Source organism: Streptomyces sp. Tue6028, from assembly GCF_002300165.1.
Classification (GTDB): domain Bacteria; phylum Actinomycetota; class Actinomycetes; order Streptomycetales; family Streptomycetaceae; genus Streptomyces; species Streptomyces siamensis.
In genome coordinates, this window is record NZ_MLCE01000031.1 from 327,157 (window position 1) to 347,367 (window position 20,211).

Annotated in this window: 21 protein-coding genes; 10 read left to right on the forward strand and 11 right to left on the reverse strand. The window is 71.4% G+C overall.

Translation table 11 applies throughout. The features are described from left to right. Nucleotides 1-271 precede the first annotated feature (271 nt). The 3 genes from BKI49_RS29975 to BKI49_RS29985 all read right to left on the reverse strand — a co-directional run bounded on the left by BKI49_RS29975 (nt 272) and on the right by BKI49_RS29985 (nt 3,821). On the reverse strand, nt 272-1,729 hold the full coding sequence (locus BKI49_RS29975; RefSeq protein ID WP_095937384.1) for a catalase: 1,458 nt from the start codon (nt 1,727-1,729) through the stop codon (nt 272-274). 195 nt (nt 1,730-1,924) lie between these two features. Next, nucleotides 1,925-2,833 (reverse strand): 2-hydroxy-3-oxopropionate reductase, encoded by a 909-nt coding sequence (locus BKI49_RS29980; protein ID WP_095937385.1) that lies wholly within the window; start codon nt 2,831-2,833, stop codon nt 1,925-1,927. Between the two features lie 148 nt (nt 2,834-2,981). Beyond that, nucleotides 2,982-3,821, reverse strand: coding sequence for a TIM barrel protein (locus tag BKI49_RS29985; RefSeq protein ID WP_095937386.1), 840 nt, complete (start codon nt 3,819-3,821; stop codon nt 2,982-2,984). Between the two features lie 182 nt (nt 3,822-4,003). Here BKI49_RS29985 and BKI49_RS29990 point away from each other — a divergent pair, with 182 nt between their 5' ends. From BKI49_RS29990 to BKI49_RS30020, 7 genes are all read left to right on the forward strand, one after another. Next, nucleotides 4,004-4,255, forward strand: a complete 252-nt coding sequence (locus BKI49_RS29990) for a YkoF family thiamine-binding protein (RefSeq protein ID WP_037763576.1) — start codon at nt 4,004-4,006, stop codon at nt 4,253-4,255. Continuing rightward, nucleotides 4,252-4,620 carry a helix-turn-helix domain-containing protein gene (locus tag BKI49_RS29995; RefSeq protein WP_095937387.1) on the forward strand — a complete coding sequence of 123 codons (369 nt, stop codon included), beginning with the start codon at nt 4,252-4,254 and terminating at the stop codon, nt 4,618-4,620. Before BKI49_RS29990 ends, BKI49_RS29995 begins: the two co-directional genes overlap by 4 nt. Nucleotides 4,621-4,784: 164 nt before the next feature. Continuing rightward, nucleotides 4,785-5,300, forward strand: a complete 516-nt coding sequence (gene uraD / locus BKI49_RS30000) for a 2-oxo-4-hydroxy-4-carboxy-5-ureidoimidazoline decarboxylase (RefSeq protein ID WP_095937388.1) — start codon at nt 4,785-4,787, stop codon at nt 5,298-5,300. Continuing rightward, the gene (gene uraH, locus BKI49_RS30005; protein ID WP_095937389.1) at nt 5,297-5,695 is read left to right on the forward strand and encodes a hydroxyisourate hydrolase; all 399 of its coding nucleotides are present in this window, start codon (nt 5,297-5,299) and stop codon (nt 5,693-5,695) included. The genes uraD and uraH overlap by 4 nt, the downstream gene beginning before the upstream one ends. A gap of 5 nt (nt 5,696-5,700) precedes the next feature. Then, nucleotides 5,701-6,624: a factor-independent urate hydroxylase gene (gene pucL / locus BKI49_RS30010; RefSeq protein ID WP_095937390.1), complete on the forward strand. Its 924-nt coding sequence runs from the start codon at nt 5,701-5,703 to the stop codon at nt 6,622-6,624. A gap of 161 nt (nt 6,625-6,785) precedes the next feature. Then, complete coding sequence (locus tag BKI49_RS30015; protein ID WP_095937391.1) at nt 6,786-8,162, forward strand: 8-oxoguanine deaminase; 1,377 nt, start codon at nt 6,786-6,788, stop codon at nt 8,160-8,162. A 360-nt stretch (nt 8,163-8,522) separates the two neighbouring features. Next, entirely contained in the window at nt 8,523-9,860 is a 1,338-nt protein-coding gene (locus tag BKI49_RS30020) for a nucleobase:cation symporter-2 family protein (RefSeq protein ID WP_095937392.1), read from the forward strand. 78 nt (nt 9,861-9,938) lie between these two features. Here the strand turns inward: BKI49_RS30020 and BKI49_RS30025 are convergent, their stop codons facing one another. Further along, on the reverse strand, nt 9,939-10,754 hold the full coding sequence (locus BKI49_RS30025; RefSeq protein WP_095937393.1) for a chitosanase: 816 nt from the start codon (nt 10,752-10,754) through the stop codon (nt 9,939-9,941). A gap of 189 nt (nt 10,755-10,943) precedes the next feature. On the opposite strand from BKI49_RS30025, the gene BKI49_RS30030 reads away from it, so the two are divergent. Then, nucleotides 10,944-11,582: a TMEM175 family protein gene (locus BKI49_RS30030; protein ID WP_095937394.1), complete on the forward strand. Its 639-nt coding sequence runs from the start codon at nt 10,944-10,946 to the stop codon at nt 11,580-11,582. 131 nt (nt 11,583-11,713) lie between these two features. On the opposite strand, the gene BKI49_RS30035 is transcribed toward BKI49_RS30030, so the two are convergent. Then, nucleotides 11,714-13,186, reverse strand: a complete 1,473-nt coding sequence (locus tag BKI49_RS30035; protein WP_095937452.1) for an MFS transporter — start codon at nt 13,184-13,186, stop codon at nt 11,714-11,716. 90 nt (nt 13,187-13,276) lie between these two features. Here BKI49_RS30035 and BKI49_RS30040 point away from each other — a divergent pair, with 90 nt between their 5' ends. Beyond that, nucleotides 13,277-13,678: a winged helix-turn-helix transcriptional regulator gene (locus BKI49_RS30040; RefSeq protein ID WP_095937395.1), complete on the forward strand. Its 402-nt coding sequence runs from the start codon at nt 13,277-13,279 to the stop codon at nt 13,676-13,678. Between the two features lie 69 nt (nt 13,679-13,747). Here BKI49_RS30040 and BKI49_RS30045 read toward each other — a convergent pair whose 3' ends face one another. From BKI49_RS30045 to BKI49_RS30060, 4 genes are all read right to left on the reverse strand, one after another. After that, nucleotides 13,748-14,170, reverse strand: a complete 423-nt coding sequence (locus BKI49_RS30045) for an acyl-CoA thioesterase (RefSeq protein ID WP_095937396.1) — start codon at nt 14,168-14,170, stop codon at nt 13,748-13,750. Nucleotides 14,171-14,305: 135 nt separating this feature from the next. Continuing rightward, a complete protein-coding gene (locus tag BKI49_RS30050) occupies nt 14,306-14,935 on the reverse strand; it encodes a hypothetical protein (RefSeq protein ID WP_095937397.1) in 630 nt (209 codons plus the stop codon). A 42-nt stretch (nt 14,936-14,977) separates the two neighbouring features. Beyond that, a complete protein-coding gene (locus tag BKI49_RS30055; RefSeq protein ID WP_095937398.1) occupies nt 14,978-15,628 on the reverse strand; it encodes a histidine phosphatase family protein in 651 nt (216 codons plus the stop codon). 83 nt (nt 15,629-15,711) lie between these two features. Further along, entirely contained in the window at nt 15,712-16,920 is a 1,209-nt protein-coding gene (locus tag BKI49_RS30060; RefSeq protein ID WP_095937399.1) for a pyridoxal phosphate-dependent aminotransferase, read from the reverse strand. A gap of 84 nt (nt 16,921-17,004) precedes the next feature. Between BKI49_RS30060 and BKI49_RS30065 the strand changes: the two genes are divergently transcribed. Beyond that, a complete protein-coding gene (locus BKI49_RS30065; protein WP_095937400.1) occupies nt 17,005-17,631 on the forward strand; it encodes a winged helix-turn-helix transcriptional regulator in 627 nt (208 codons plus the stop codon). Between the two features lie 447 nt (nt 17,632-18,078). Here BKI49_RS30065 and BKI49_RS30070 read toward each other — a convergent pair whose 3' ends face one another. Beyond that, nucleotides 18,079-18,918 (reverse strand): hypothetical protein, encoded by an 840-nt coding sequence (locus tag BKI49_RS30070; protein ID WP_095937401.1) that lies wholly within the window; start codon nt 18,916-18,918, stop codon nt 18,079-18,081. Beyond that, on the reverse strand, nt 18,918-20,180 hold the full coding sequence (locus BKI49_RS30075) for a VWA domain-containing protein (protein WP_095937402.1): 1,263 nt from the start codon (nt 20,178-20,180) through the stop codon (nt 18,918-18,920). The genes BKI49_RS30070 and BKI49_RS30075 overlap by 1 nt, the downstream gene beginning before the upstream one ends. Between the last annotated feature and the right edge of the window lie 31 nt (nt 20,181-20,211).

Sequence of the window (20,211 nt, forward strand, 5' to 3'; positions counted from 1 at the left end):
CATCAGGGTCCGCACGTGGGCGCGGAGAGGAGTCGCACGGGAGTGCGGGCAGGGCCGCACCGGGGTGCGGAAAGAGCCGTACCAAGGGTACGGAGAGGACCGCGGCGGATGCGATGGAACCCGGTTCCCCTTCCCTCAGGTCGAGAAGGGGGCCGGTGAACCGTCACCACCGCACTGGCTCGCACGCCGCCGCGGTCCCGGTCCTGCCCGGACGGCGCTGGACCACCCCTCATCCGGGTCCAACGCCGCCACGGGCGGCTCGTGTCGAGGCTCAGTCCTCGCGCAGGGCGCGGACGGCCTCCTCCACACGCCGGCCGTACTCCGGGTCGGCGGCGTGGAAGTGGGCGAGGTTCTTCTCGATCACGTCGTCGCGGGAGACCTGGGAGAGGCCGCCGGCGATGTTCGCGATCAGCCGGGACCGCTCCTCGGCCGACATCAGGCGGTACAGCTCGCCCGCCTGGAAGAAGTGGTCGTCCTTGGTGTGCAGCGGGGCCTCGTGGGTGCCCGTGTGGCCCGACACCGCGAGCGGTGCGGACAGCGGGCGGCCGGTCTCGGCCGGACCGTCGTACGAGTTGGGCTCGTAGTTCTTGGCGTGGCGGCCCTGGCCGTTGGTGGCCATCAGGCCGTCGCGGCCGTAGTTGGCGGCGGCCGCGGCCTTCGGGGCGTTGACCGCGAGCTGGGTGTGGTTGACGCCCAGGCGGTAGCGGTGCGCGTCCGCGTAGGCGAACAGACGGCCCTGGAGCATCTTGTCGGGGGAGGGACCGATGCCCGGAACGAAGTTGTTCGGGGAGAAGGCGGCCTGCTCGACCTCGGCGAAGACGTTGTCCGGGTTGCGGTCCAGGACCAGGCGGCCCACGCGCTGGAGCGGGTGGTCGCGGTGCGGCCACACCTTGGTGAGGTCGAACGGGTTGAAGCGGTAGTCCGCCGCCTCGGCCGCCGGCATGATCTGGACGTACAGCGTCCAGGACGGGTTCACGCCGCGCTCGATGGCCTGGAGCAGGTCCGTCTGGTGCGAGTTCGGGTCCTTGCCCGCGATCTCCTGGGCCTGCTCGGCGGACAGCGAGCGGACGCCCTGGTTCGTCTTGAAGTGGTACTTGACGAAGAAGGCCTCACCCTCGGCGTTCGTCCACTGGTAGGTGTGCGAGCCGTAGCCGTTCATGTGGCGGTACGAGGCCGGGATGCCGCGGTCGCCCATCAGCCAGGTGATCTGGTGCGTCGCCTCGGGGGCGTGCGCCCAGAAGTCCCAGACGTTGTCCGGCTCCTGCTTGCCCGTGAACGGGTCGCGCTTCTGGGAGTGGATGAAGTCGGGGAACTTGATGGGGTCCTTGATGAAGAACACCGGGGTGTTGTTGCCGACGAGGTCGTAGTTGCCCTCTTCGGTGTAGAACTTGAGCGCGAAGCCGCGCGGGTCGCGGACCGCGTCCGCGCCGCCGAGGCTGTCGGCCACGGTGGAGAAGCGCAGGAAGACCTCGGTGCGCTTGCCGACGGTGTCCAGGAAGTCGGCGTGGGTGAAGCCCGTGACGTCGTCGGTGACCTCGAAGTAGCCGTACGCGCCGGAACCGCGGGCGTGCACCACGCGCTCCGGGATGCGCTCGCGGTTGAACCGGGCGAGCTTCTCCAGGAGGTGCTGGTCCTGGAGCAGGAGCGGGCCACCGACGCCGGCGGTGGCGGAGTTCTGGTTGTCGGCGACCGGGGCGCCGGACTCGGTCGTAAGCACGCGCTTCGACATCGTGACCTTCCGTACGAGGGGGCAGCGGGGTCAGCGGAAAACAGATTCCGCTTTATGGACCTTCCGCTTGGTGGAGCCTAGGTTCGGGGCGAACTGGGCGTCAACAGTTTGTTGAAGAGGGATCCGGGCCGCGGCGGCGCCTGGGCGCGACAGGACAGGTGTCGGCGCCACCGCGGTCCGGACGTTCGGGAGGGCTCAGACCTGGGCGCCGGAGAGGCGCTCGACCGAGCGCAGCAGCGCGGAGTGGTCCAGGCCGCCGTCGCCCTGCGCGCGCAGGCTGGCGACGAGCTGCGCGACCACGCCGCCGACCGGCAGCGCGGCGCCGACGTTGCGGGCGGCGTCCGTGACGATGCCCATGTCCTTGTGGTGCAGGTCGATGCGGAAGCCCGGCTTGAAGTCGCGGTTCAGGAAGTTGTCCTTCTTGCGCGTCAGCACGGTGGAGCCGGCGAGACCGCCGTTGAGGACGTCGAGCGCGGCCCTCAGGTCCACGCCGGACTTCTCCAGGAAGACCACGGCCTCGGCGCACGCCTGGATGTTCACGGCGACGATCAGCTGGTTGGCGGCCTTCACGGTCTGGCCCGAGCCGTGCGGACCGCACAGCACGATGGTCTTGCCGAGCGCCTCGAAGATCGGCTCGGCCTGGTCGAAGTCGGCCTGCTCGCCACCGACCATGATGGACAGCACGGCCTCGATGGCGCCGGCCTCGCCGCCGGACACCGGGGCGTCCAGGACGCGAACGCCCTTGTCCTTGGCCGCCTTCGCCAGGTCCACGGAGGTCTGCGGGGTGATCGACGACATGTCGATCAGCAGCGCGCCGGACTTCGCGTTCTCCAGGATGCCGTCGGGGCCGTATGCGATGGCTTCGACCTGCGGGGAGGCGGGCACCATCGTGACCACGACGTCGGCGTCGCGCACGGCCTCGGCGATCGAGCCGGCCACGGTGCCGCCGGCGGCGGCCAGACGCTCCAGCTTGTCCTGCTCCAGCGTGTAGCCGGTGACCTCGTAGCCGGCCTTGATCAGGTTCTCCGACATGGGCGAGCCCATGATGCCGAGGCCGATCCAGGCCACCGTCGGGCGGGCGGAGTCTGCGGGGTTGTTGCTCATGAGGGTGCCTCTCTGGCGTCTGTGCTGCGTCTGGGGGTGCCGCAGGGCGGGCGGCCGCGCCGGTCACGGGTGCCGCGCGGCTGCCGCTGCGAGGTCCGCGCGGCGGGCGGCTGGGTCCGTATGTGCCGTGCGGTGGGGGCGGGGTCCGTCAGCGGGCGGCGCGGGCCTGTGCGGGCAGCCAGTCGAAGGCCTCCGCGCTCGGGCGGTCGCCGGGCTTGTACTCCAGGCCGACCCAGCCCTCGTAACCGGCCTTCCTCAACTGGTCGAGGAGGTCCTCCAGCGGGAGGGTCCCGGTGCCCGGGGCGCCGCGGCCGGGGTTGTCGGCGATCTGCACGTGCCCGGTCCGGTCGCTGTACTCGGCGATCACCTGCGGCAGGTCCTCGCCGTTCATGGACAGGTGGTACAGGTCCATGAGGAACTTGGCGTTGCCGAGGCCCGTCGCCTCGTTGACCCTGTCGACCACGCCGATGCCGGCCGGTGCGCTGACCAGCGGGTAGGCCGGGGACTCCGGCTGGTTGAGCGTCTCCACGAGGAGGATCGCGCCGATCCGGTCGGCGGCACGCGCCGCGAGGACCAGGTTCTCCAGCGCGAGGGCGTCCTGCTCGGCGGGGTCCACGCCCTCGACGCGGTTGCCGTACAGCGCGTTGAGCGCCTTGCAGCCGAGCGACCGGGCGAACTCCGCGGCCACGTCGATGTTGGCGCGGAACTTCTCCGACTCGGACCCGGGGATCGACAGTGCGCCCCGGTCGGGGCCCGGCAGTTGCCCGGCGTAGAAGTTCAGGCCCGTCAGTTGGACGTCCGCGTCCTCGATCGCCTTCTTCAGGGCGTCGAGCTCGGACTGCTCGGGGGTGGGGGAGTCGACCCAGGGCCACCACAGCTCGACCGCGGTGAAGCCCGCCGCGGCGGCGGCCGCGGGGCGCTCCAGGAGCGGGAGTTCCGTGAAGAGGATCGACAGGTTGACGTTGAAGCGCTGGTCTGCGAATCCCATGGGGGTCGGCGCTCCCTTCCGTTGTCGAGATTCCGTATTACGGAAGTTCGTTTCTGCTTAATGGAAGATTGCCGTCGGCCGTCGTGGCTTGTCAAGGGGGTGCCGCAGGAAACCGGCCCGTACGGGGGGCCCGGCGTGGAGGGGGCTGCCGGGTAAACCGTGGCGCGCAGTAGGTTGAGCCCGTGCGATTGAGAGTGGAGTTCACGACCGAGCCCTTCGACCTCGACGAGGCGCCCCCGCACGCGCTGGTCGCCCGCGAGGTCATCGAGGCGGCCGAGCTGGACGCCGTGGACGTCGGCCCGTTCGGCAACACCGCGGAGGGCGGTGCGGACGCGGTGCTCACCGCGGTCGACGCACTGCTGCGCAAGGCCCTGGGGGCGGGCGCCACCCGGGTCTCGCTCCAGGTGAACGTGGTCGGGGAGGGCGATAAGTGACCGGTATCGGGGACGACCCCTTCGTCACGGCGGTCAAGCCGCTGGTCGACGCCATGGGGGGCGAGATGCTGCCGCCCGGCGAGGCCGGGGCCGACGACGTCGTGCTGTCCTGGGAGGGTGCGGACGTCGTCGCCGTGCGCCTGCCTCAGCTCGCCGACTCGCTGGACCACATCCTGGCCGCCCTGGAGCGCAAGCGGGGTCGGCCGCTGGCCGATCTCGACCGCAAGGCGAAGCAGGAGGTCGTGCGCATACTGGAAGCGCGCGGAGCATTCTCCGTACGGCACGGCGTGGAGACCGTGGCGAGCGCGCTCGGCGTGAGCCGGTTCACCGTCTACAACTATCTGAACCGCGAAAAAGGGGCCTGACCAGGCACGACGCGGCGAGGGTCGGCTCGCGCGCGAGGCACCGCCGTCCGGACTGCCGGGCGGCGGTTTTTGTTACCCGAAGTTTTCAACAAAGTGTTGACGTGGTGTTTCCGAGGGCGTTAGCTATCCGCAGCCCGTCCAGCACAAGGCCACGGAGGCTTCCCGTGACTTCGAGTACGACACCTGGCGGCCTCGCCCGGTTCAACGCCCTGGAGGAGCACGCGGCCCTCGCTGCACTCCACGAGGTGTGCGCCTCCACCGCGTGGGCCCGCATCCTGCTCGCCCGGCGCCCCTACGCCACCACCGACGATCTGCACCTGGCGAGCGACGCCGCCATGGGCGAACTGACCGCCGCGGACCTGGCGGAGGCGATGGCGGGACACCCGCCGATCGGGCGCCCGAAGCCGGGGGACCCCACCTCCTCCCGCGAGCAGCGCGGCATGGCCGGCGCCTCCGCGGAACTCAAGGAGGAGATGCTCGAACTGAACCTGGCCTACCAGGAGAAGTTCGGCCACGTCTTCCTGATCTGCGCCACCGGCCGGACCGGGGAGCAGATGCGCGACGCGGTCAAGGAACGGATCGGCAACTCGCCCGAGCAGGAGCGGGAGATCGTCCGCTCCGAACTGGGCAAGATCAATTGCATCCGTCTGGCCGGTCTCGTAGAGGGAGATGAGGCATGAGCACCGACACCACCGCCTCCGTGTCCACGCACATCCTGGACACCAGCGCGGGACGCCCCGCCGAGGGCGTCGCCGTCCGACTCGCCGCCCGCGCCGGCAGCGAGGCGGACTGGGCAGCGCTCGGCGGCTCCGCGACCGACGCGGACGGCCGGTGCAAGGACCTTCCGGCACTGCCGGAGGGGACGACCCACGTACGGCTCGACTTCGCCGTCGAGCAGTACTTCGAAAAGAAGCAAGCCGATGCGCAGCAGGACGCCCCCGCGAATCGGGACAGCGGCGCGCCCGGAGTGTTCTTCCCGGAGGTGGCGATCACCTTCGCCGTCCGGCCGGGCGAGCACTACCACGTACCGCTGCTGCTCAACCCGTTCGGCTACTCCGTTTACCGAGGGAGCTAGCAGACATGCCCACGATTCTGGGACAGAACCAGTACGGCAAGGCCGAGAACCGAGTCGTCAGGATCACCCGCGACGGCGCCACGCACCACATCAAGGACCTGAACGTGTCGGTCGCGCTGAGCGGCGACATGGAGGAGGTCCACTACTCGGGCTCCAACGCGAACGTCCTGCCGACGGACACCACCAAGAACACGGTGTACGCCTTCGCCAAGGAGTACGGCATCGAGTCCGCCGAGCAGTTCGGCATCCACCTCGCCCGGCACTTCGTCACCAGCCAGGAGCCGATCAAGCAGGCGCGCATCCGCATCGAGGAGTACGCCTGGGAGCGAATCGAGGCCTCGGACGCGAACTCCAAGTTCATCGGCGCGGACGCGGTCAAGCACTCCTTCGTCCGCAAGGGCCAGGAGACCCGCGTCACCCAGATCACCTTCGACGGTGAGAACTGGGAGGTCATCTCCGGGCTGAAGGACCTCGTCGTGATGAACTCCACGAACTCCGAGTTCTGGGGCTACGTCAAGGACAAGTACACGACGCTCAAGGAGGCCTACGACCGCATCCTGGCCACCCAGGTGTCCGGCCGCTGGCGCTTCAACTGGAGCGGCGACGAGCAGAAGATGCCCAACTGGGAGAAGTCCTACGACCAGGTGAAGAAGCACATGCTCCAGGCCTTCGCCGAGACGTACTCCCTCTCGCTGCAGCAGACGCTGTACCAGATGGGCGCGCGCATCATCAACAACCGCAGTGAGATCGACGAGGTGCGCTTCTCCCTCCCGAACAAGCACCACTTCCTCGTCGACCTTGAGCCGTTCGGGCTGGAGAACGACAACGAGGTCTACTTCGCGGCCGATCGCCCGTACGGCCTCATCGAGGCGACCATCCTGCGTGACGGCTGCGAGCCGCGCATCCCGGTGGACCTCACCAACCTGTAGGACTGCTCCGCGGGACTACGTGCCCGATTCCCCGACGCGTGCGCCGGCGTCGAGTCCCAGGGGAGAGCGGGGGCATCTGCGCAACAACAGCACCACGGATCCGGTCGTCACCCCGCTCGACCCCCGGATCCGTCCACCAATGGGAAGAACGAGGAACCGCCGTGGCAGTCGAGCGCATCGTCATCGAGAACTGCGCCATCGCGACCGTGGACGGAGGCGACACCGAGTACGCCTCGGGCCACATCGTCGTCGCCGGCAACAGGATCGAGTCGGTCGGCGCGGGCAGGGCCCCCGACGACCTGGAGAACGTGGTACGCCGCATCGACGGCACCGGGCACCTGGCCACGCCCGGCCTGGTCAACACCCACCACCACTTCTACCAGTGGATCACCCGCGGCCTCGCCACGGACCACAACCTCTTCAACTGGCTCGTCGCGCTGTACCCGACCTGGGCGCGCATCGACGAGAAGATGGCGTACTCCGCCGCGCAGGGCTCCCTCGCCATGATGGCCCGCGGCGGTGTGACCACCGCCATGGACCACCACTACGTGTACCCGAGGGGCTCCGGCGACCTGTCCGGCGCCATCATCCGGGCCGCTCGCGAGACGGGCGTCCGCTTCACCCTCGCCCGCGGCTCCATGGACCGTGGCAAGTCGGACGGCGGCCTTCCCCCGGACTTCGCCGTCGAGACCCTCGACGGAGCGCTGGCCGCGACCGAGGCGACCATCGACGAGCACCACGACGCCTCCTTCGACGCGATGACGCAGATCGCGGTAGCGCCCTGCTCGCCGTTCTCCGTCTCCACCGAACTCCTCAGGCAGGGCGCCGAACTCGCCCGGCGCAAGGGCGTACGGCTGCACACGCACGGATCGGAGACCGTCGAGGAGGAGCAGTTCTGCAAGGAACTGTTCGGCATGGGCCCGACCGACTACTTCGAGTCCACCGGCTGGCTCGGCGAGGACGTGTGGATGGCGCACTGCGTCCACATGAACGACTCCGACATCGCCGCCTTCGCCCGTACGAGGACGGGCGTCGCCCACTGCCCGTCCTCCAACGCCCGCCTGGCGGCCGGCATCGCCCGCGTCCCCGACATGCTCGCGGCCGGAGTCCCGGTCGGCCTCGGCGTCGACGGAACCGCCTCCAACGAGTCCGGCGAACTGCACACCGAACTGCGCAACGCTCTGCTCATCAACCGGCTCGGCGCCCACCGCGAGGCCGCCCTGAACGCCCGTCAGGCGCTGCGCCTCGGCACCTACGGCGGCGCCCAGGTCCTCGGCCGCGCCTCCCAGGTCGGCTCCCTGGAACCGGGCAAGCTCGCCGACCTGGTCCTGTGGAAGCTGGACACCCTGGCCCACGCCTCGATCGCCGACCCGGTGACCGCGCTGGTCTTCGGCGCCGCCGCACCGGTCACGCTCTCGCTCGTGAACGGCAGGCCGGTCGTCGAGGACGGCCGTCTGCTGCACGTCGACGAGGACGCCATCGCCCGCTCCACGCGAGAAGAGGCGCAGCGCCTGGCGGGCATCGCCGGGCGGGAGTGACGCGCCGGCCCGTGCGCCGTCCGGCGCGCGGGCCCGGCAACCGGAGATCTCCGGCAGAGGGGGACGGCCCTCTGCCGGTAGCCGTGGACCCGAGCGGGGTCCATGGCGGCCGTGTCCGGGGCGGGCATGGACGTGCACGCCCCGGAACGGTCCCCGTCCCCAGAAAACGGGTGCCGTTCGCCCCGAACGGATCCGTCCCGGTCCCGCACGACCGCGCATCACCTCCCTGAAACCCGCGTCAATGCCGACGTGTACCCGACCGGAGGAGCCGCTGTGGCCGCTCAGCCCGCGCCCCGCACCGATGCACGACCGACTGGCCAGTCCAAGCACCCAGTCGACGAGAAACTGCCCGCCCTCAAGATGGCGACCAGCGGCCTCCAGCACGTGGCCGCGATGTACGCGGGAGTTGTCGCCCCACCGCTGATCGTCGGCGCCGCCGTCGGTCTGTCCGCCACCGAACTGACCTTCCTCACCGGCGCCTGCCTGTTCACCGCGGGCCTCGCCACGTTCCTGCAGACCCTCGGCTTCTGGAAGATCGGCGCCAGGCTGCCGTTCGTGAACGGCGTCACCTTCGCCGGCGTCGCCCCCATGACCGCCGTCGTCGCGTCCGCCAAGGACAAGAGCGACGCGCTGCCGATCATCTTCGGCGCGGTCATCGTCGCGGGTGTCCTCGGGTTCGTCGCCGCCCCCTTCTTCAGCAAGGCCGTCCGCTTCTTTCCGCCCGTCGTCACCGGCAGCGTGATCACCCTGATAGGCGTCTCGCTCCTGCCGGTCGCCTTCGGCTGGGCGCAGGGCCCCGACCCCGCGGCCCACGACTACGGCTCGACGACCTACCTCGGCCTCGCCGCCGCCACGCTCGTCGTCGTCCTGCTGCTGCGCCGCTTCACCCGCGGCTTCGTGAAGCAGATCGCGGTGCTGCTCGGCCTGGTGATCGGCACGCTCGTCGCGATCCCCTTCGGCGTCACGGACTTCGGCCCCGTGGCCGACGCGGACGTGGTCGGCTTCCCGACGCCCTTCCACTTCGGCGCCCCGCAGTTCCAGCTCGCCGCGATCCTCTCGCTGTGCGTGGTGATGGTGGTGTCCATGACCGAGTCGACCGCGGACATGCTGGCGCTGGGCGAGATCGTCGAGCGGCCCGCCGACGAGAAGACCATCGCGGCCGGCCTGCGCGCCGACACCCTCGGCTCGGCGCTGAGCCCCCTGTTCAACGGCTTCATGTGCAGCGCCTTCGCGCAGAACATCGGTCTGGTCGCGATGACGAGGATCCGCAGCCGGTACGTCGTCGCCACCGGCGGCGGCTTCCTGGTGCTGATGGGCCTGTGCCCGATGGCCGCGTCGCTCATCGCCGTCGTGCCCCGTCCGGTGCTCGGCGGAGCGGGCGTCGTGCTGTTCGGCTCGGTCGCCGCGAGCGGCATCCAGACCCTGGTCCGGGCCGGCCTGGAGAAGGACAACAACGTGCTGATCGTGGCCGTCTCGCTGGCCGTCGGCATCATCCCGATCACCGCGCCGGAGTTCTACCACGCGTTCCCCGAGACCGCGCGGATCGTACTGGACTCGGGGATCTCGACGGGCTGTGTCACGGCCGTGGTCCTCAACCTGGTCTTCAACCACCTCGGCAAGGGTGAATGCCACGACGCGGGCGAGGTGACGCACCCGATGGAGGCGGGCGAGGACCTCAAGGCGGTCCCGGCGCACTGACCGGGGCGCACCCGCCCGGCGGGCCCGCCGAGGGCGCGGCACGAGAACCGTGCCGCGCCCTCGGCCTTCCCGGACCCGTCAGCCGATGTGGTAACTGTCGCCGTAGACCTGCCAGTCCAGCGGCGGATCGAGGTTCAGGTTCCGCTTGCGCACGAAGACCCGCTGCTCGGTGTCGACCCGGCTGGTGTCGGAGTGGGCCTCCTCCTGCTTCATGGCCCACACGCGCGCGTCGAGGAAGGCGTTGAGCCAGGTCACCTCGTCGCCGCCCTGGGACGGCGGCTTCGCCTTGGCCAGCGCGCGCCGCCTGATGCTGCTGAAACCGGTGCTGTCGCCGCCGTCGCCGTGCATCACGATGGCGTCGTAGTAGGTGAACTGGCCGAGTGCGCCGATGCCGTCGGCCTTGCCCTGCCGGACGGCCGGGTCGAAGTACACCCGGTCGCGCTCGTCGTTCTGCGCCTGCTGGAAGGCCGTGTCCTGCGCGGCCCTGCGCCAGTCGCCCGGGAAACCGGGGTCGAGGCCGTCGTGCGAGTCGCTGCCGTTCACCTCGCGCAGCGCGGGCAGGTACTTGGCCAGCACGTTGCCGGGCTTGCGCCGGGTGTAGAGCTCCACCAGGTCGAGCATGTCGCCGGTGCCCGAGCAGAAGCCGATGATCCCGGCGGTGTAGCCGCGCCCGTCGCCGATGTCCTCGATGTACTTGTACTGGGCCTTCCAGTCCAGCGAGGAGTTCTCCGCGCTGGAGACCAGCTTCATCGCGATCTCCTTCTTCGCGGGGTCGTCCAGACCGGCCGGCGCGGCGGTCGCGGACTGTGTGGCGACGAGGGGACCTGCCACCAGCGAGGCTCCGATCAGGGCGAGCAGGGTGCGGCGCGACGTCCGTATGTGGGGGGTGTGCACGGTACCTCCGGAGTGGGGTGTGTGGTTCCGCGTACTGTTAGGAAAGTTTCCTACCAGAGATTGGGAAGGCCGTACACCCGTACGGGCAAAGCGAGTTGGTGCGAGACGGGCGTCGATCGCTCCGTTACGGTCGGAGCGCGCGGTCGGGACGGCGCACCGGGGTCGGGGTCACGAGGGGGAGTGCGTGTCATGAACGAGTCGGGCCGTGTGGAGGCCTTCAGCGACGGTGTCTTCGCCATCGCCATCACACTGCTGATCCTGGAGATCAAGGTCCCGGAGGCAGGGGAGCACGGCGGCCTGTGGCACGCGCTGGGTGCGCAATGGCCCTCGTACGCCGCCTATGTGGTCAGTTTCCTGGTCATCGGCATCATGTGGATCAACCACCACCAGCTCTTCGGCTACGTCGTCAGGGTCGACCGCACGCTGATGTTCCTGAACCTGCTCGTGCTGATGGTGGTGGCCGCCGTGCCCTGGCCGACCGCGATGCTCGCGGAGTACCTCCGCGAGGACGAGGCCTCCCATGTCGCGGCCGCGGTCTACAGCCTGGTCATGGTCGCGATGGCCCTCGCCTTCCAGGCCCTGTGGTGGCACCTGACCCGCACCGGCCATCTCTTCGACGGCCGGGTCGACGTGGCCGCCGCCCGCCGCACCCGGGTCCGCTTCGCCCTCGGATCGCTCGCCTACCCGGCCACGGTCGGCCTCGCCTACGTCTCCGCCCCGCTGACGCTGGCCGCGCACGGCCTGCTCGCGGTCTACTACGGGTTCAACCAGGTACCCGTACCGACCCGAGAGCCCGACAAGGCCGTGCTGCCGGGCGACGCCCGGTGAAGCAGTACGTCGGCGGGACGCACGTCGGTGTGCGGAAGTCGGCCGCCCTGTGTGCGACCGGTCGCAGGCGCCGGCCTCGGTGAACCGGACGCTCTCCGCGCCCGGTTCACCGAGGCCGGCCGGTCCGAGGACTACACCGAAGGGGCCCTGGCGGGCACCGGTGCCTCCTCCGGTGCAGGGGAGGAGGGGGTGCTCCTCGGACGCAGGAGCACCGCCGCCAGCACCAGGGCCAGCGCCGCGATCCCCGTGGCCACCGTGAAGGCGAGCCGATAGCCGTCCGCCGTCGCCGCCACGACCTGTCCGCCCCGCGCGGTCAGGCGCTCCGTGCGGGCTGCCGCCAGCGTCGTCAGGGCCGCGAGACCCAGCGAACCACCCACCACCTGTGTGGTGTTGAAGAGTCCGGAGGCGAGACCCGCGTCCTCCTCGCGGGCGCCCGCCATCGCGAGTCCCGTGACCGCGGGCATCGCGGCCGCGAAACCGGCGGCGAGCAGGAGCATCGCGGGCAGCACGTCGGCGAGGTAGGCGCCGTCCGCCGGGATCCTGCTCAGCAGCGCCATGCCCGCCGTGATGAGGACGAGCCCGGCGCACAGGACGCGATGGGCGCCGAAGCGGGCGACGGTGCGCGCCGACAGGCTCAGCATCAGCACGCCGATCAGCACCGGCGCGGGAAGGAAGGCCGTGCCGGTGAGCAACTCGTCGTATCCGAGCACCCGTTGGAGATACAGCGCCCCGATGTACTGGAAGCCGTACATGCCGGCGATCATCAGGATCTGCACGACGTTGGCGCTCACCAGGACCCGGGAGCGGAAGAGCCGCAGCCGCAGCAGCGGGCGGGCGGCACGCGCCTGCCGCACGGCGAAGGCGGCGAGGAGAGCCGGCGAGAGCGCGGCGAGGGCCAGGGTGGTGCCGGGCCCGTGGTCCCCGGCGCTCACGATCGTGTACACGGTCAGCATCAGCGCACCCGTGACCAGGGCCGCCCCGGGGTAGTCGGCCCCCTTGCCCAGCCCCAGCCCGTCGTCCGGGGCGAGGATCCGCAGCGCGGCGACCCACGCCGCCACTCCGATCGGCAGGTTGATCAGGAAGATCCAGTGCCAGCCGAGGCCCTGGGTGAGGGCCCCTCCGAGGAACGTGCCGAGCGCGCCGCCCGCCGCGCCGACCGCGCTGAACACGGCGATGGCACGGGCCCGTTCGCGGGGTTCCGGGAACAGCGCGACCAGCATGCCGAGCACGACGGCCGAGGTCATCGCCCCGCCGACGCCCTGGAGCGCGCGGGCCGCGATCAGCACGCCCCGGTCCGTCGCGATCCCGCACAGCGCGGACGCGACGGTGAACACCACGAGCCCGGCGGCGAACATCCGCCTGCGGCCCACCAGGTCCCCGAGCCGCCCCGCGAGGAGCAGCAGTCCGCCGAAGGGGATCAGATACGCGTTCACGACCCAGGCCAGTCCCGGGCCGGAGAAGCCCAGATCGCTCTGGATCGCGGGCATCGCGACCGTGACGATGTTCCCGTCCAGGATCGTCATCAGCGTGCCCGCACACAGCACGACGAGCGCGGCCCAGCGGGAGTACGTTCGTGGTGTCGGTGACCCACTCGTCGACGACATGGCGATGACCTCGGCCTTCTCCAAAGGTGCACGACTTGTAACGGGGTACATCGTGGAAGACCATGGAGGCCGGCATAAGGAGGCACTTGGATGTCCCAGGGGAACACCGGTGTTACCTCGCAGGCAGTGCTCGCGCAGGCGTGCCCGGTCCGCGAAGTTCTTGACAGGGTCGCCGGGAAATGGAGCGTGCTGATCATCGTGGCGGCGGCCCACGGCCCGATCCGCTTCACCGAACTGGAGCGCAGCGTGGAGGGGATCAGCCGCCGCATGCTGACCCTCACCCTGCGCAATCTGGAGCGCGACGGACTCGTCACCCGCACGGTCCATCCGACGGTCCCGCCCAAGGTCGAGTACGAACTCACGTCGGTGGCACGGGAGTTGCATGCGACCTTGCTGTCCCTGACCGACTGGGCGGAGCGGCACCGGGTGACCGTCGCCGAGTCGCGCGCGGCCTACGACGCCGAGCACAGCCCGGAGTTGCCGGCCGCATAGCCCCGCCCGTGCGAGCCGGCGCGCGGCCGGCCGCACCCTCCCGCGGTGCCGCCGGAGCCGACGTGGGGCTCAGCGGCCGAACGGTGCCGGATCCGCCGCCAGCGACTCGAACACCTTCCGGGGGTCGGCAAGCAGCCTGCGGCTCTGCAGGTCCAGCAGTCCGCCGACGGCCGTGACCTCGGCGGCCACCGTGCCGTCCGTCTTCCGAATGGTCTGCTCGACACGGAAGGTCTTCCCCTCGCCCCAGACGAAGGCGCAGGACACCTCGACCCCGTCCCCCGCGCGCAGCTCGCGCCGGTAGTGCAGCGTCGTCTCCAGGACCACCGGCCCCACGCCCCGGCCGATCAGCTCGCTCTGGCCGATCCCGGCGGCCTGGAGCAGCGACCAGCGCGCGTGCTCGGCGTACTGGAGATAGACACTCTGGTTGAGGTGTCCCAGCATGTCGGTCTCATACCCGCGGACGGTCACCGGGACGGAAAACGGCTCGGCCACGACTTCCCCTTCTACGACGGTCGGAACGGCGCAACCCTACGCGGCACACCTGTATGAACGGTGCCCTGTCCCCTTGCTCCGCACGGCACTTCCGGACTCCGGGCGCCGTGGTCCGGTGCGGCGTGCCGGGGCTGCTCACACGCGTCGCGGCGAGGCCAGCACGTATCGGGCGCCCGTGCGGGGTTCGCTGTGCTCGCCGACCTGCCAGCCCGCCTTCTCCAGGGTCGCCGCACAGGCACGCAGCGCCTCGGGGTCCGGCTCGCGCACGGCGACGGCCTCCGGCTGCGGCGTCGCCCGCACCCGGTAGCCCCCGCCCTCCGGGCCCGCGGGGCGGTGCCCCGCCGCCTCCAGCGCGAGCGCGGCGGCCTGCACCAGATGCGTGCGCTCCCACCCGCACGGCCGGTCCGTGTCGCCGCCCGGATTGGTCATGCGGCGCAGCTCCAGGAGTCCCTGCCAGGCGCTGTGCACCTCACGCCCGCGCGCGGGCCCGGCGTCGGACGGCCCTTCGCCGCCGGTCCGCGCGGCGAACACACCGGCGTCCGCCGGGGCGGATGGCGGCGGCGGTGCTCCGGCCGGCTCCGGGGCCTCGCGTATGCGATGGCCGGCGGGGGTCAGGAAGTGGTCGTGGGGCGGCCGGGGATGCCGGAAGGCGAGCCCGCGCTGCACCAGCGCGGCGAGCTGCGCCGGGGTGCCCTTCAGCCGGCCGGTCACCGGATCGGCGGTGTCGATCACGCGCCGCTGCGCGGCGGTGGGGGGTCGGGTCACGGCGCGCTCCCTCCGGCGTCGTCGGCGGCGCTCCGCCGCCGGTCAGTGCTCCGCGGGCCCTTGTCCCGCCGGGGAGAGCGGCCCATGGGAACAGTACGCGTCGGGTCTGACATTCCAGCCCGCCACCACATGGCGGCGGTGCTCCGTGCTGAGCCGGCTCAGCGTGCCGGTGCCGAGCTGGAACAGCGCCCCCGCCTGGGCGGGCAGCCCCAGCCGCCGCGCCGTCAGCACCCGCAGGAAGTGCCCGTGCGAGAACACGACCACGCTGCCCTCCGACTCCGCGAGCGCCGCGTCGATCCTGGCGAGCATGCGCTCGGCGCGCGCCCCGACCTCGTCCGGGCCCTCCCCGGGGTGCTCGGGCGGGCCGGCCGCGACGCCGTCCGTGAACAGGAACCAGTCGGGCCTGCTGCGGTGGATCTCGACGGTGGTGATTCCCTCGTAGCCGCCGTAGTCCCATTCGGAGAGGTCGGCGTCCACCACGGCGCCGTCGACCCCGGCCAGCGAGGCCGTCTCACGGGCCCGCTGCATCGGGCTGACGAAGGCCGCGGCGATGTGGTGCCGGGCGACCAGCGGGGCCAGTTTGCGCGCCTGCTCCCGGCCCCGGTCGGTCAGCGGGATGTCGGTCGAGCCGGTGTGCCGCCCGGACAAGGACCACTCGGTCTCACCGTGCCGCACGAGAAGGAGGTCACCCATCGCCGAACCCTTTCTGTCCCGCCGTCCCTCCGTACGGTGTCACCGGCCGGCGGCGGGCGCAGCACCGGCTGCGCCGGTCGGCCCTACTGGCGGTACCCGCTCAGGAAGCGTCCGATCCGGCTGATCGCCGCGTCCAGGTCGTCGGCGTGCGGCAGGGTCAGGATGCGGAAATGGTCGGGGCGCGGCCAATTGAATCCGGTGCCCTGCACGACCTGGATCTTTTCGCGCAGCAGCAGGTCGAGGACGAACTTCTCGTCGTCGTGGATCCTGTGCACCTCGGGGTCGATCCGCGGGAACGCGTAGAGCGCGCCCTTCGGCTTGACGCACGAGACGCCGGGGATCTCGTTGAGCTTCTCCCAGGCCCGGTCGCGCTGTTCGCGCAGCCGTCCGCCCGGCGCCGTGAGCTCGTGGATGGACTGCCGGCCGCCGAGCGCGGCCTGGATGGCGTACTGGGCGGGGGCGTTCGCGCACAGTCGCATGGAGGCCAGCATGGTGAGGCCCTCCAGATAGTTGCGGGCGTGCTGCTTGGGGCCGGTGACGACCAGCCAGCCGGAGCGGAAGCCGGCGACCCGGTAGGTCTTGGACAGCCCGCAGAAGGTGAGGACCACGAGGTCGGGGGCGAGCGCGGCGGCCGAGTGGTGCACGGCGTCGTCGTACAGGATCTGGTCGTAGATCTCGTCGGCGAACACCATCAGCCCGTGACGGCGGGCCAGGTCGAGGATGCCCTCGACGATCTGCTTCGGGTACACCGCGCCGGTGGGGTTGTTGGGGTTGATGATCACGACGGCCCGGGTCCGGTCGGTGATCTTCGCCTCCATGTCCGCCAGGTCCGGGTACCAGTCGGACTGCTCGTCGCAGAGGTAGTGCACCGCCTTGCCGCCCGCGAGCGTGGTGACGGCCGTCCAGAGGGGGAAGTCCGGTGCGGGGATGAGGACTTCGTCGCCGTCCTCGACGAGCGCCTGCACGGCCATGGAGACCAGTTCGGAGACGCCGTTGCCGAGGAAGACGTCGTCCACGCCGACGTCGAGACCGCGGTCCTGGTAGCGCTGGGCGACGGCGCGGCGCGCGGAGAGGACGCCACGCGAGTCGGTGTAGCCGTGTGCCCGGGGCAGCATCCGGATCATGTCCTGGAGGATCTCCTCCGGCGCCTCGAAGCCGAAGAGCGCGGGGTTGCCGGTGTTCAGGCGCAGCACGCTGTGGCCGGCCGCCTCCAGTGCGTCGGCGTGCTCGATCACCGGGCCGCGGATCTCGTAACAGACCTCGCTGAGCTTGCTCGACTGCCGGAACTCCATGCGTGCGCCCTCCGGTTCGTGGTGTTGCTTGGTTTTACCAAGTGTGAGCTTGGAAAGTCCAACAAGATGGCTAGACTGCGCCGCATGTCACCTCGCCGAAGCTACGACCAGTACTGTTCCGCCGCCCGTGCGCTCGACGCCGTCGGTGACCGGTGGACCCTCCTGATCGTCCGTGAGCTGCTCGGCGGACCGCGCCGCTACACCGACCTGCACGCCGATCTGCCCGGCGTGAGCACGGACGTCCTCGCCTCCCGGCTCAAGGACATGGAGCGTGACGGGCTGACCACACGGCGGCGCCTGCCCCCGCCGGGCGCGGCGTACGTCTACGAACTCACCCGCCGGGGCCGTGACCTGCTCCCCGTGCTCCAGGCGCTCGGGGAGTGGGGCGCGCCCGTGCTGGACGAGCGGCGACCCACCGACGCGGTGCGGGCGCACTGGTTCGCGCTGCCGCTGCTGCGCGCCCTGGAAGGGGACGGCCTGGTCGAAGTGCGCCTGGACGAAGGCGTGTTCCACATGTGGCTGGGCACCGCGGAGGGGCCGGTCTACGGGGAGGGCCCCGCCCACGGCGAGCCGGACGCGCGCCTGACGCTGGACAGCGAGACCTGCGAGGCCGTGAGCCGTGGCGCGCTGGGCCTGCGGGAAGCCGTCCGGCAGGGGCGCATCGAGGTGACGGGAGACGGCGCACCGGCCAAGGCGCTCCGCGAGGACTGACGGGCCGCCCGCGAGCGGCCCCGCTGCCGCACCGCCGCCGCCGGAGGCCGGCCCGCGGTGCCGGCCCGTACCCGGGCGGGTCAGGGTGAAGCGGGGAGGACGGACGCCCGCCTGCGGGTCGGGGAGACCGATCCTGCCGAAGGCGAGGCGAGGCGCCGGGTCTGCCGATGGCTCGGCGAGGCCGCCTGGCTCCGGGGCGGATCGTTGAGCCCCTGCTCCGGGACGAAGTCGGGAGGTCAGAGCCCCCGGGCCGATCACGGAGGCCGCCGGCCCCAGGACCGGTCGGGGAGACCTGGCCTCGGCATCGCCCGCCGGGCGCGGTCCCGGCGCCGGTCGGGAGATCCGGGCCGGGACTTGGCCGGGAGGCCGGGGGCGGTGCCGGACCAAACCGGGGCCCGCCGTACCGGTGCGGTACGGCGGGCCCCCTCAGGTGGTTCCGATGGTGCCTCAGGCGCCCGGCGGCACCCGCGACGGCCGCCCCGCGCCCCGGGTCAGCGCGTAACCGCCGATGCCGGCGAGCGCCGCGAGGACACCGCCGATCGCGGTCCACACCCAGCGGTCCGACCACCAGCCCGAGGCCCAGCCGTCGTCGGGCTCGATCGAGGACAGCACGGCCGTGGACGAGTCGGAGTCCTCGTCGGACTTCCCGCCCGTCGTCGCGATGCCCGGCACCAGCGGCTCGGCGAGCGAACCGTCGACCGCCGCCGCGCCGCCGATGTCCTTGGAGCCCACCTCGACCTCGGCGTTCACCGGCAGGCCGAGACCCGACGCCGGCAGACCCGTGGCGGTGAGCCGGATGTAGTACGTGCCCGGCAGCGGGTCGTTGGCCCAGGTCTCCGTCCACGCACGCACCGTACGCAGCGTGCAGGACAGCTCCACGGAGGCCGCGCCGGCCGCCGCCGTCCGCGTCTGCGCCCCGTACTGGCAGGCCTGCCGGCGCCGCAGCCCGTCGTACACGTCGATCTGCCACGTCTCGGCGGCGCTGCGCGCGGCGGACCCGGGCAGCTTCACCGTCGCCTTCACGGTGGGCCGTTGTCCGGCGTCCGCCGGGAAGGACCAGTACAGGTAGTCGCCCGTGGAGGCGCCGGCGGTGGCCCGCTGCCCCTGCTCGATCTCCGTCGCCGTACGGAAGGACGTACCGGCCTCGGTGGGCGCGCCGTCGTCGCCCGACGGGCTCGGCGAGGGCGAGGAGTCGGCGACGGCGGGTGCCGCCGCCACCGCGAGCGCGGCGGGAGCGGCGGCCCCGAGCAGGAACAGTGCCGTGGTCAGCACACGTCGGATACGCATCAGTTGGTCCTCCAGACCGCGACACGCCAGCGCGAGATCCAGCCCCACAGCACACCCGCGAGGAAGCCGGTGAGCACCAGGGCGCCGAGCAGCCACCAGCCGCGCCCGAGACCGAACGAGGCGACGTCGCCCGACTGGTCGGGCCCGTCGACGACGTCGACGGTCAGTTCCAGCGGCAGTCCGGGCGTGGTCTTCACACCCGCGGCGGCCGCGAAGGAGTTCGACACCTGGAGGCACACGACCTCGGCGGTGGCGTCCTCGTCGTCGCTCTCGGCCTTCGGGTAGCGCAGCCCGGTCGAGATGACGTCGGTACGGCCGTTGCCCGCGGCCTCGCCGCGGACGATCTCCCGCCCGTGCACCGTGACGGCCCGCAGCAGCACCCCGTAGTCGGGGGCGACGGCGCGGTCCGCGGCGACGCTGACCGACGCCCGCAGCTCCTGGCCCGGCTCGACCTCGACGCGGTACCAGCGGTGCTTGGTGAACTCCTCGCGGTCGGTGTAGAGGCCCGACTTCAGAGCCGGGGCCTGCGCGCACTCGGCGGCACCCTCCACGGCGACCGGCGTCACCACCGGATCGGCGGCCCGGTCCACCAACTGTCCGACCCGGTCGGCCAGTTCCTCCTTGTGCTGGACCGAGGTGTAGGTGCCGCCGGTGGCGTCGGCGATGCAGCTGAGCTGGTCGCGCGTCTTCGCGTCGGGCACCAGTCCCAGGGTGTCGATGGTCAGGCCTATGCCCTTGGACGAGATCTCGCGCGCCACCTCGCACGGGTCGAGCGGCTGGCAGGTGTCCTCGCCGTCGCTGATCAGCACGATCCGGCGGGTGCCGTCACCGCCGTCGAGGTCGCCGGCCGCCTTCAGCAGGGCGGGGCCGATCGGCGTCCAGCCGGTGGGCGTGAGGGTCGCGACAGCCGTCTTCGCCTCGGTGCGGTCCAGCGTGCCCACCGGGTACAGCTGCGCCGTGTCCTTGCAGCCCGTCTTCCGGTCGTCGCCGCGGTAGTTGGCGCCGAGCGTACGGATGCCGAGCTGCACCTCCTCCGGCGTCGCGTCGAGCACCTCGTTGAACGCCTGCTTCGCCGCGGCCATCCGCGAGCCGCCGTCGATGTCCCGGGCCCGCATCGAACCGCTGACGTCCAGCACCAGTTCGACCTTGGGGGCGGCCTGGGCCGTTTCGTCGGCGACCGCTCCGGCCGGGAAGGCGACCCCCGCCGTCAGGGTGGCGAGCAGGGCGCACAGGCCCGCCGCCAGCCGTTGTCTTGTGATCATCGGCGGATCCTAGTGATCAAAGGTGTCGCGC

Coding starts and splice junctions, on each gene's coding strand:
- BKI49_RS30075 (WP_095937402.1), bottom strand. CDS start 20,180: ATGATCACAAGACAACGGCTGGCGGCGGGCCTGTGCGCCCTGCTCGCC.
- pucL (WP_095937390.1), top strand. CDS start 5,701: ATGCCCACGATTCTGGGACAGAACCAGTACGGCAAGGCCGAGAACCGA.
- BKI49_RS30060 (WP_095937399.1), bottom strand. CDS start 16,920: ATGGAGTTCCGGCAGTCGAGCAAGCTCAGCGAGGTCTGTTACGAGATC.
- BKI49_RS30070 (WP_095937401.1), bottom strand. CDS start 18,918: ATGCGTATCCGACGTGTGCTGACCACGGCACTGTTCCTGCTCGGGGCC.
- BKI49_RS29975 (WP_095937384.1), bottom strand. CDS start 1,729: ATGTCGAAGCGCGTGCTTACGACCGAGTCCGGCGCCCCGGTCGCCGAC.
- BKI49_RS30065 (WP_095937400.1), top strand. CDS start 17,005: ATGTCACCTCGCCGAAGCTACGACCAGTACTGTTCCGCCGCCCGTGCG.
- BKI49_RS30055 (WP_095937398.1), bottom strand. CDS start 15,628: ATGGGTGACCTCCTTCTCGTGCGGCACGGTGAGACCGAGTGGTCCTTG.
- BKI49_RS30035 (WP_095937452.1), bottom strand. CDS start 13,186: ATGTCGTCGACGAGTGGGTCACCGACACCACGAACGTACTCCCGCTGG.
- BKI49_RS29985 (WP_095937386.1), bottom strand. CDS start 3,821: ATGGGATTCGCAGACCAGCGCTTCAACGTCAACCTGTCGATCCTCTTC.
- BKI49_RS30040 (WP_095937395.1), top strand. CDS start 13,277: ATGTCCCAGGGGAACACCGGTGTTACCTCGCAGGCAGTGCTCGCGCAG.
- uraH (WP_095937389.1), top strand. CDS start 5,297: ATGAGCACCGACACCACCGCCTCCGTGTCCACGCACATCCTGGACACC.
- BKI49_RS29980 (WP_095937385.1), bottom strand. CDS start 2,833: ATGAGCAACAACCCCGCAGACTCCGCCCGCCCGACGGTGGCCTGGATC.
- BKI49_RS30020 (WP_095937392.1), top strand. CDS start 8,523: ATGGCGACCAGCGGCCTCCAGCACGTGGCCGCGATGTACGCGGGAGTT.
- BKI49_RS30030 (WP_095937394.1), top strand. CDS start 10,944: ATGAACGAGTCGGGCCGTGTGGAGGCCTTCAGCGACGGTGTCTTCGCC.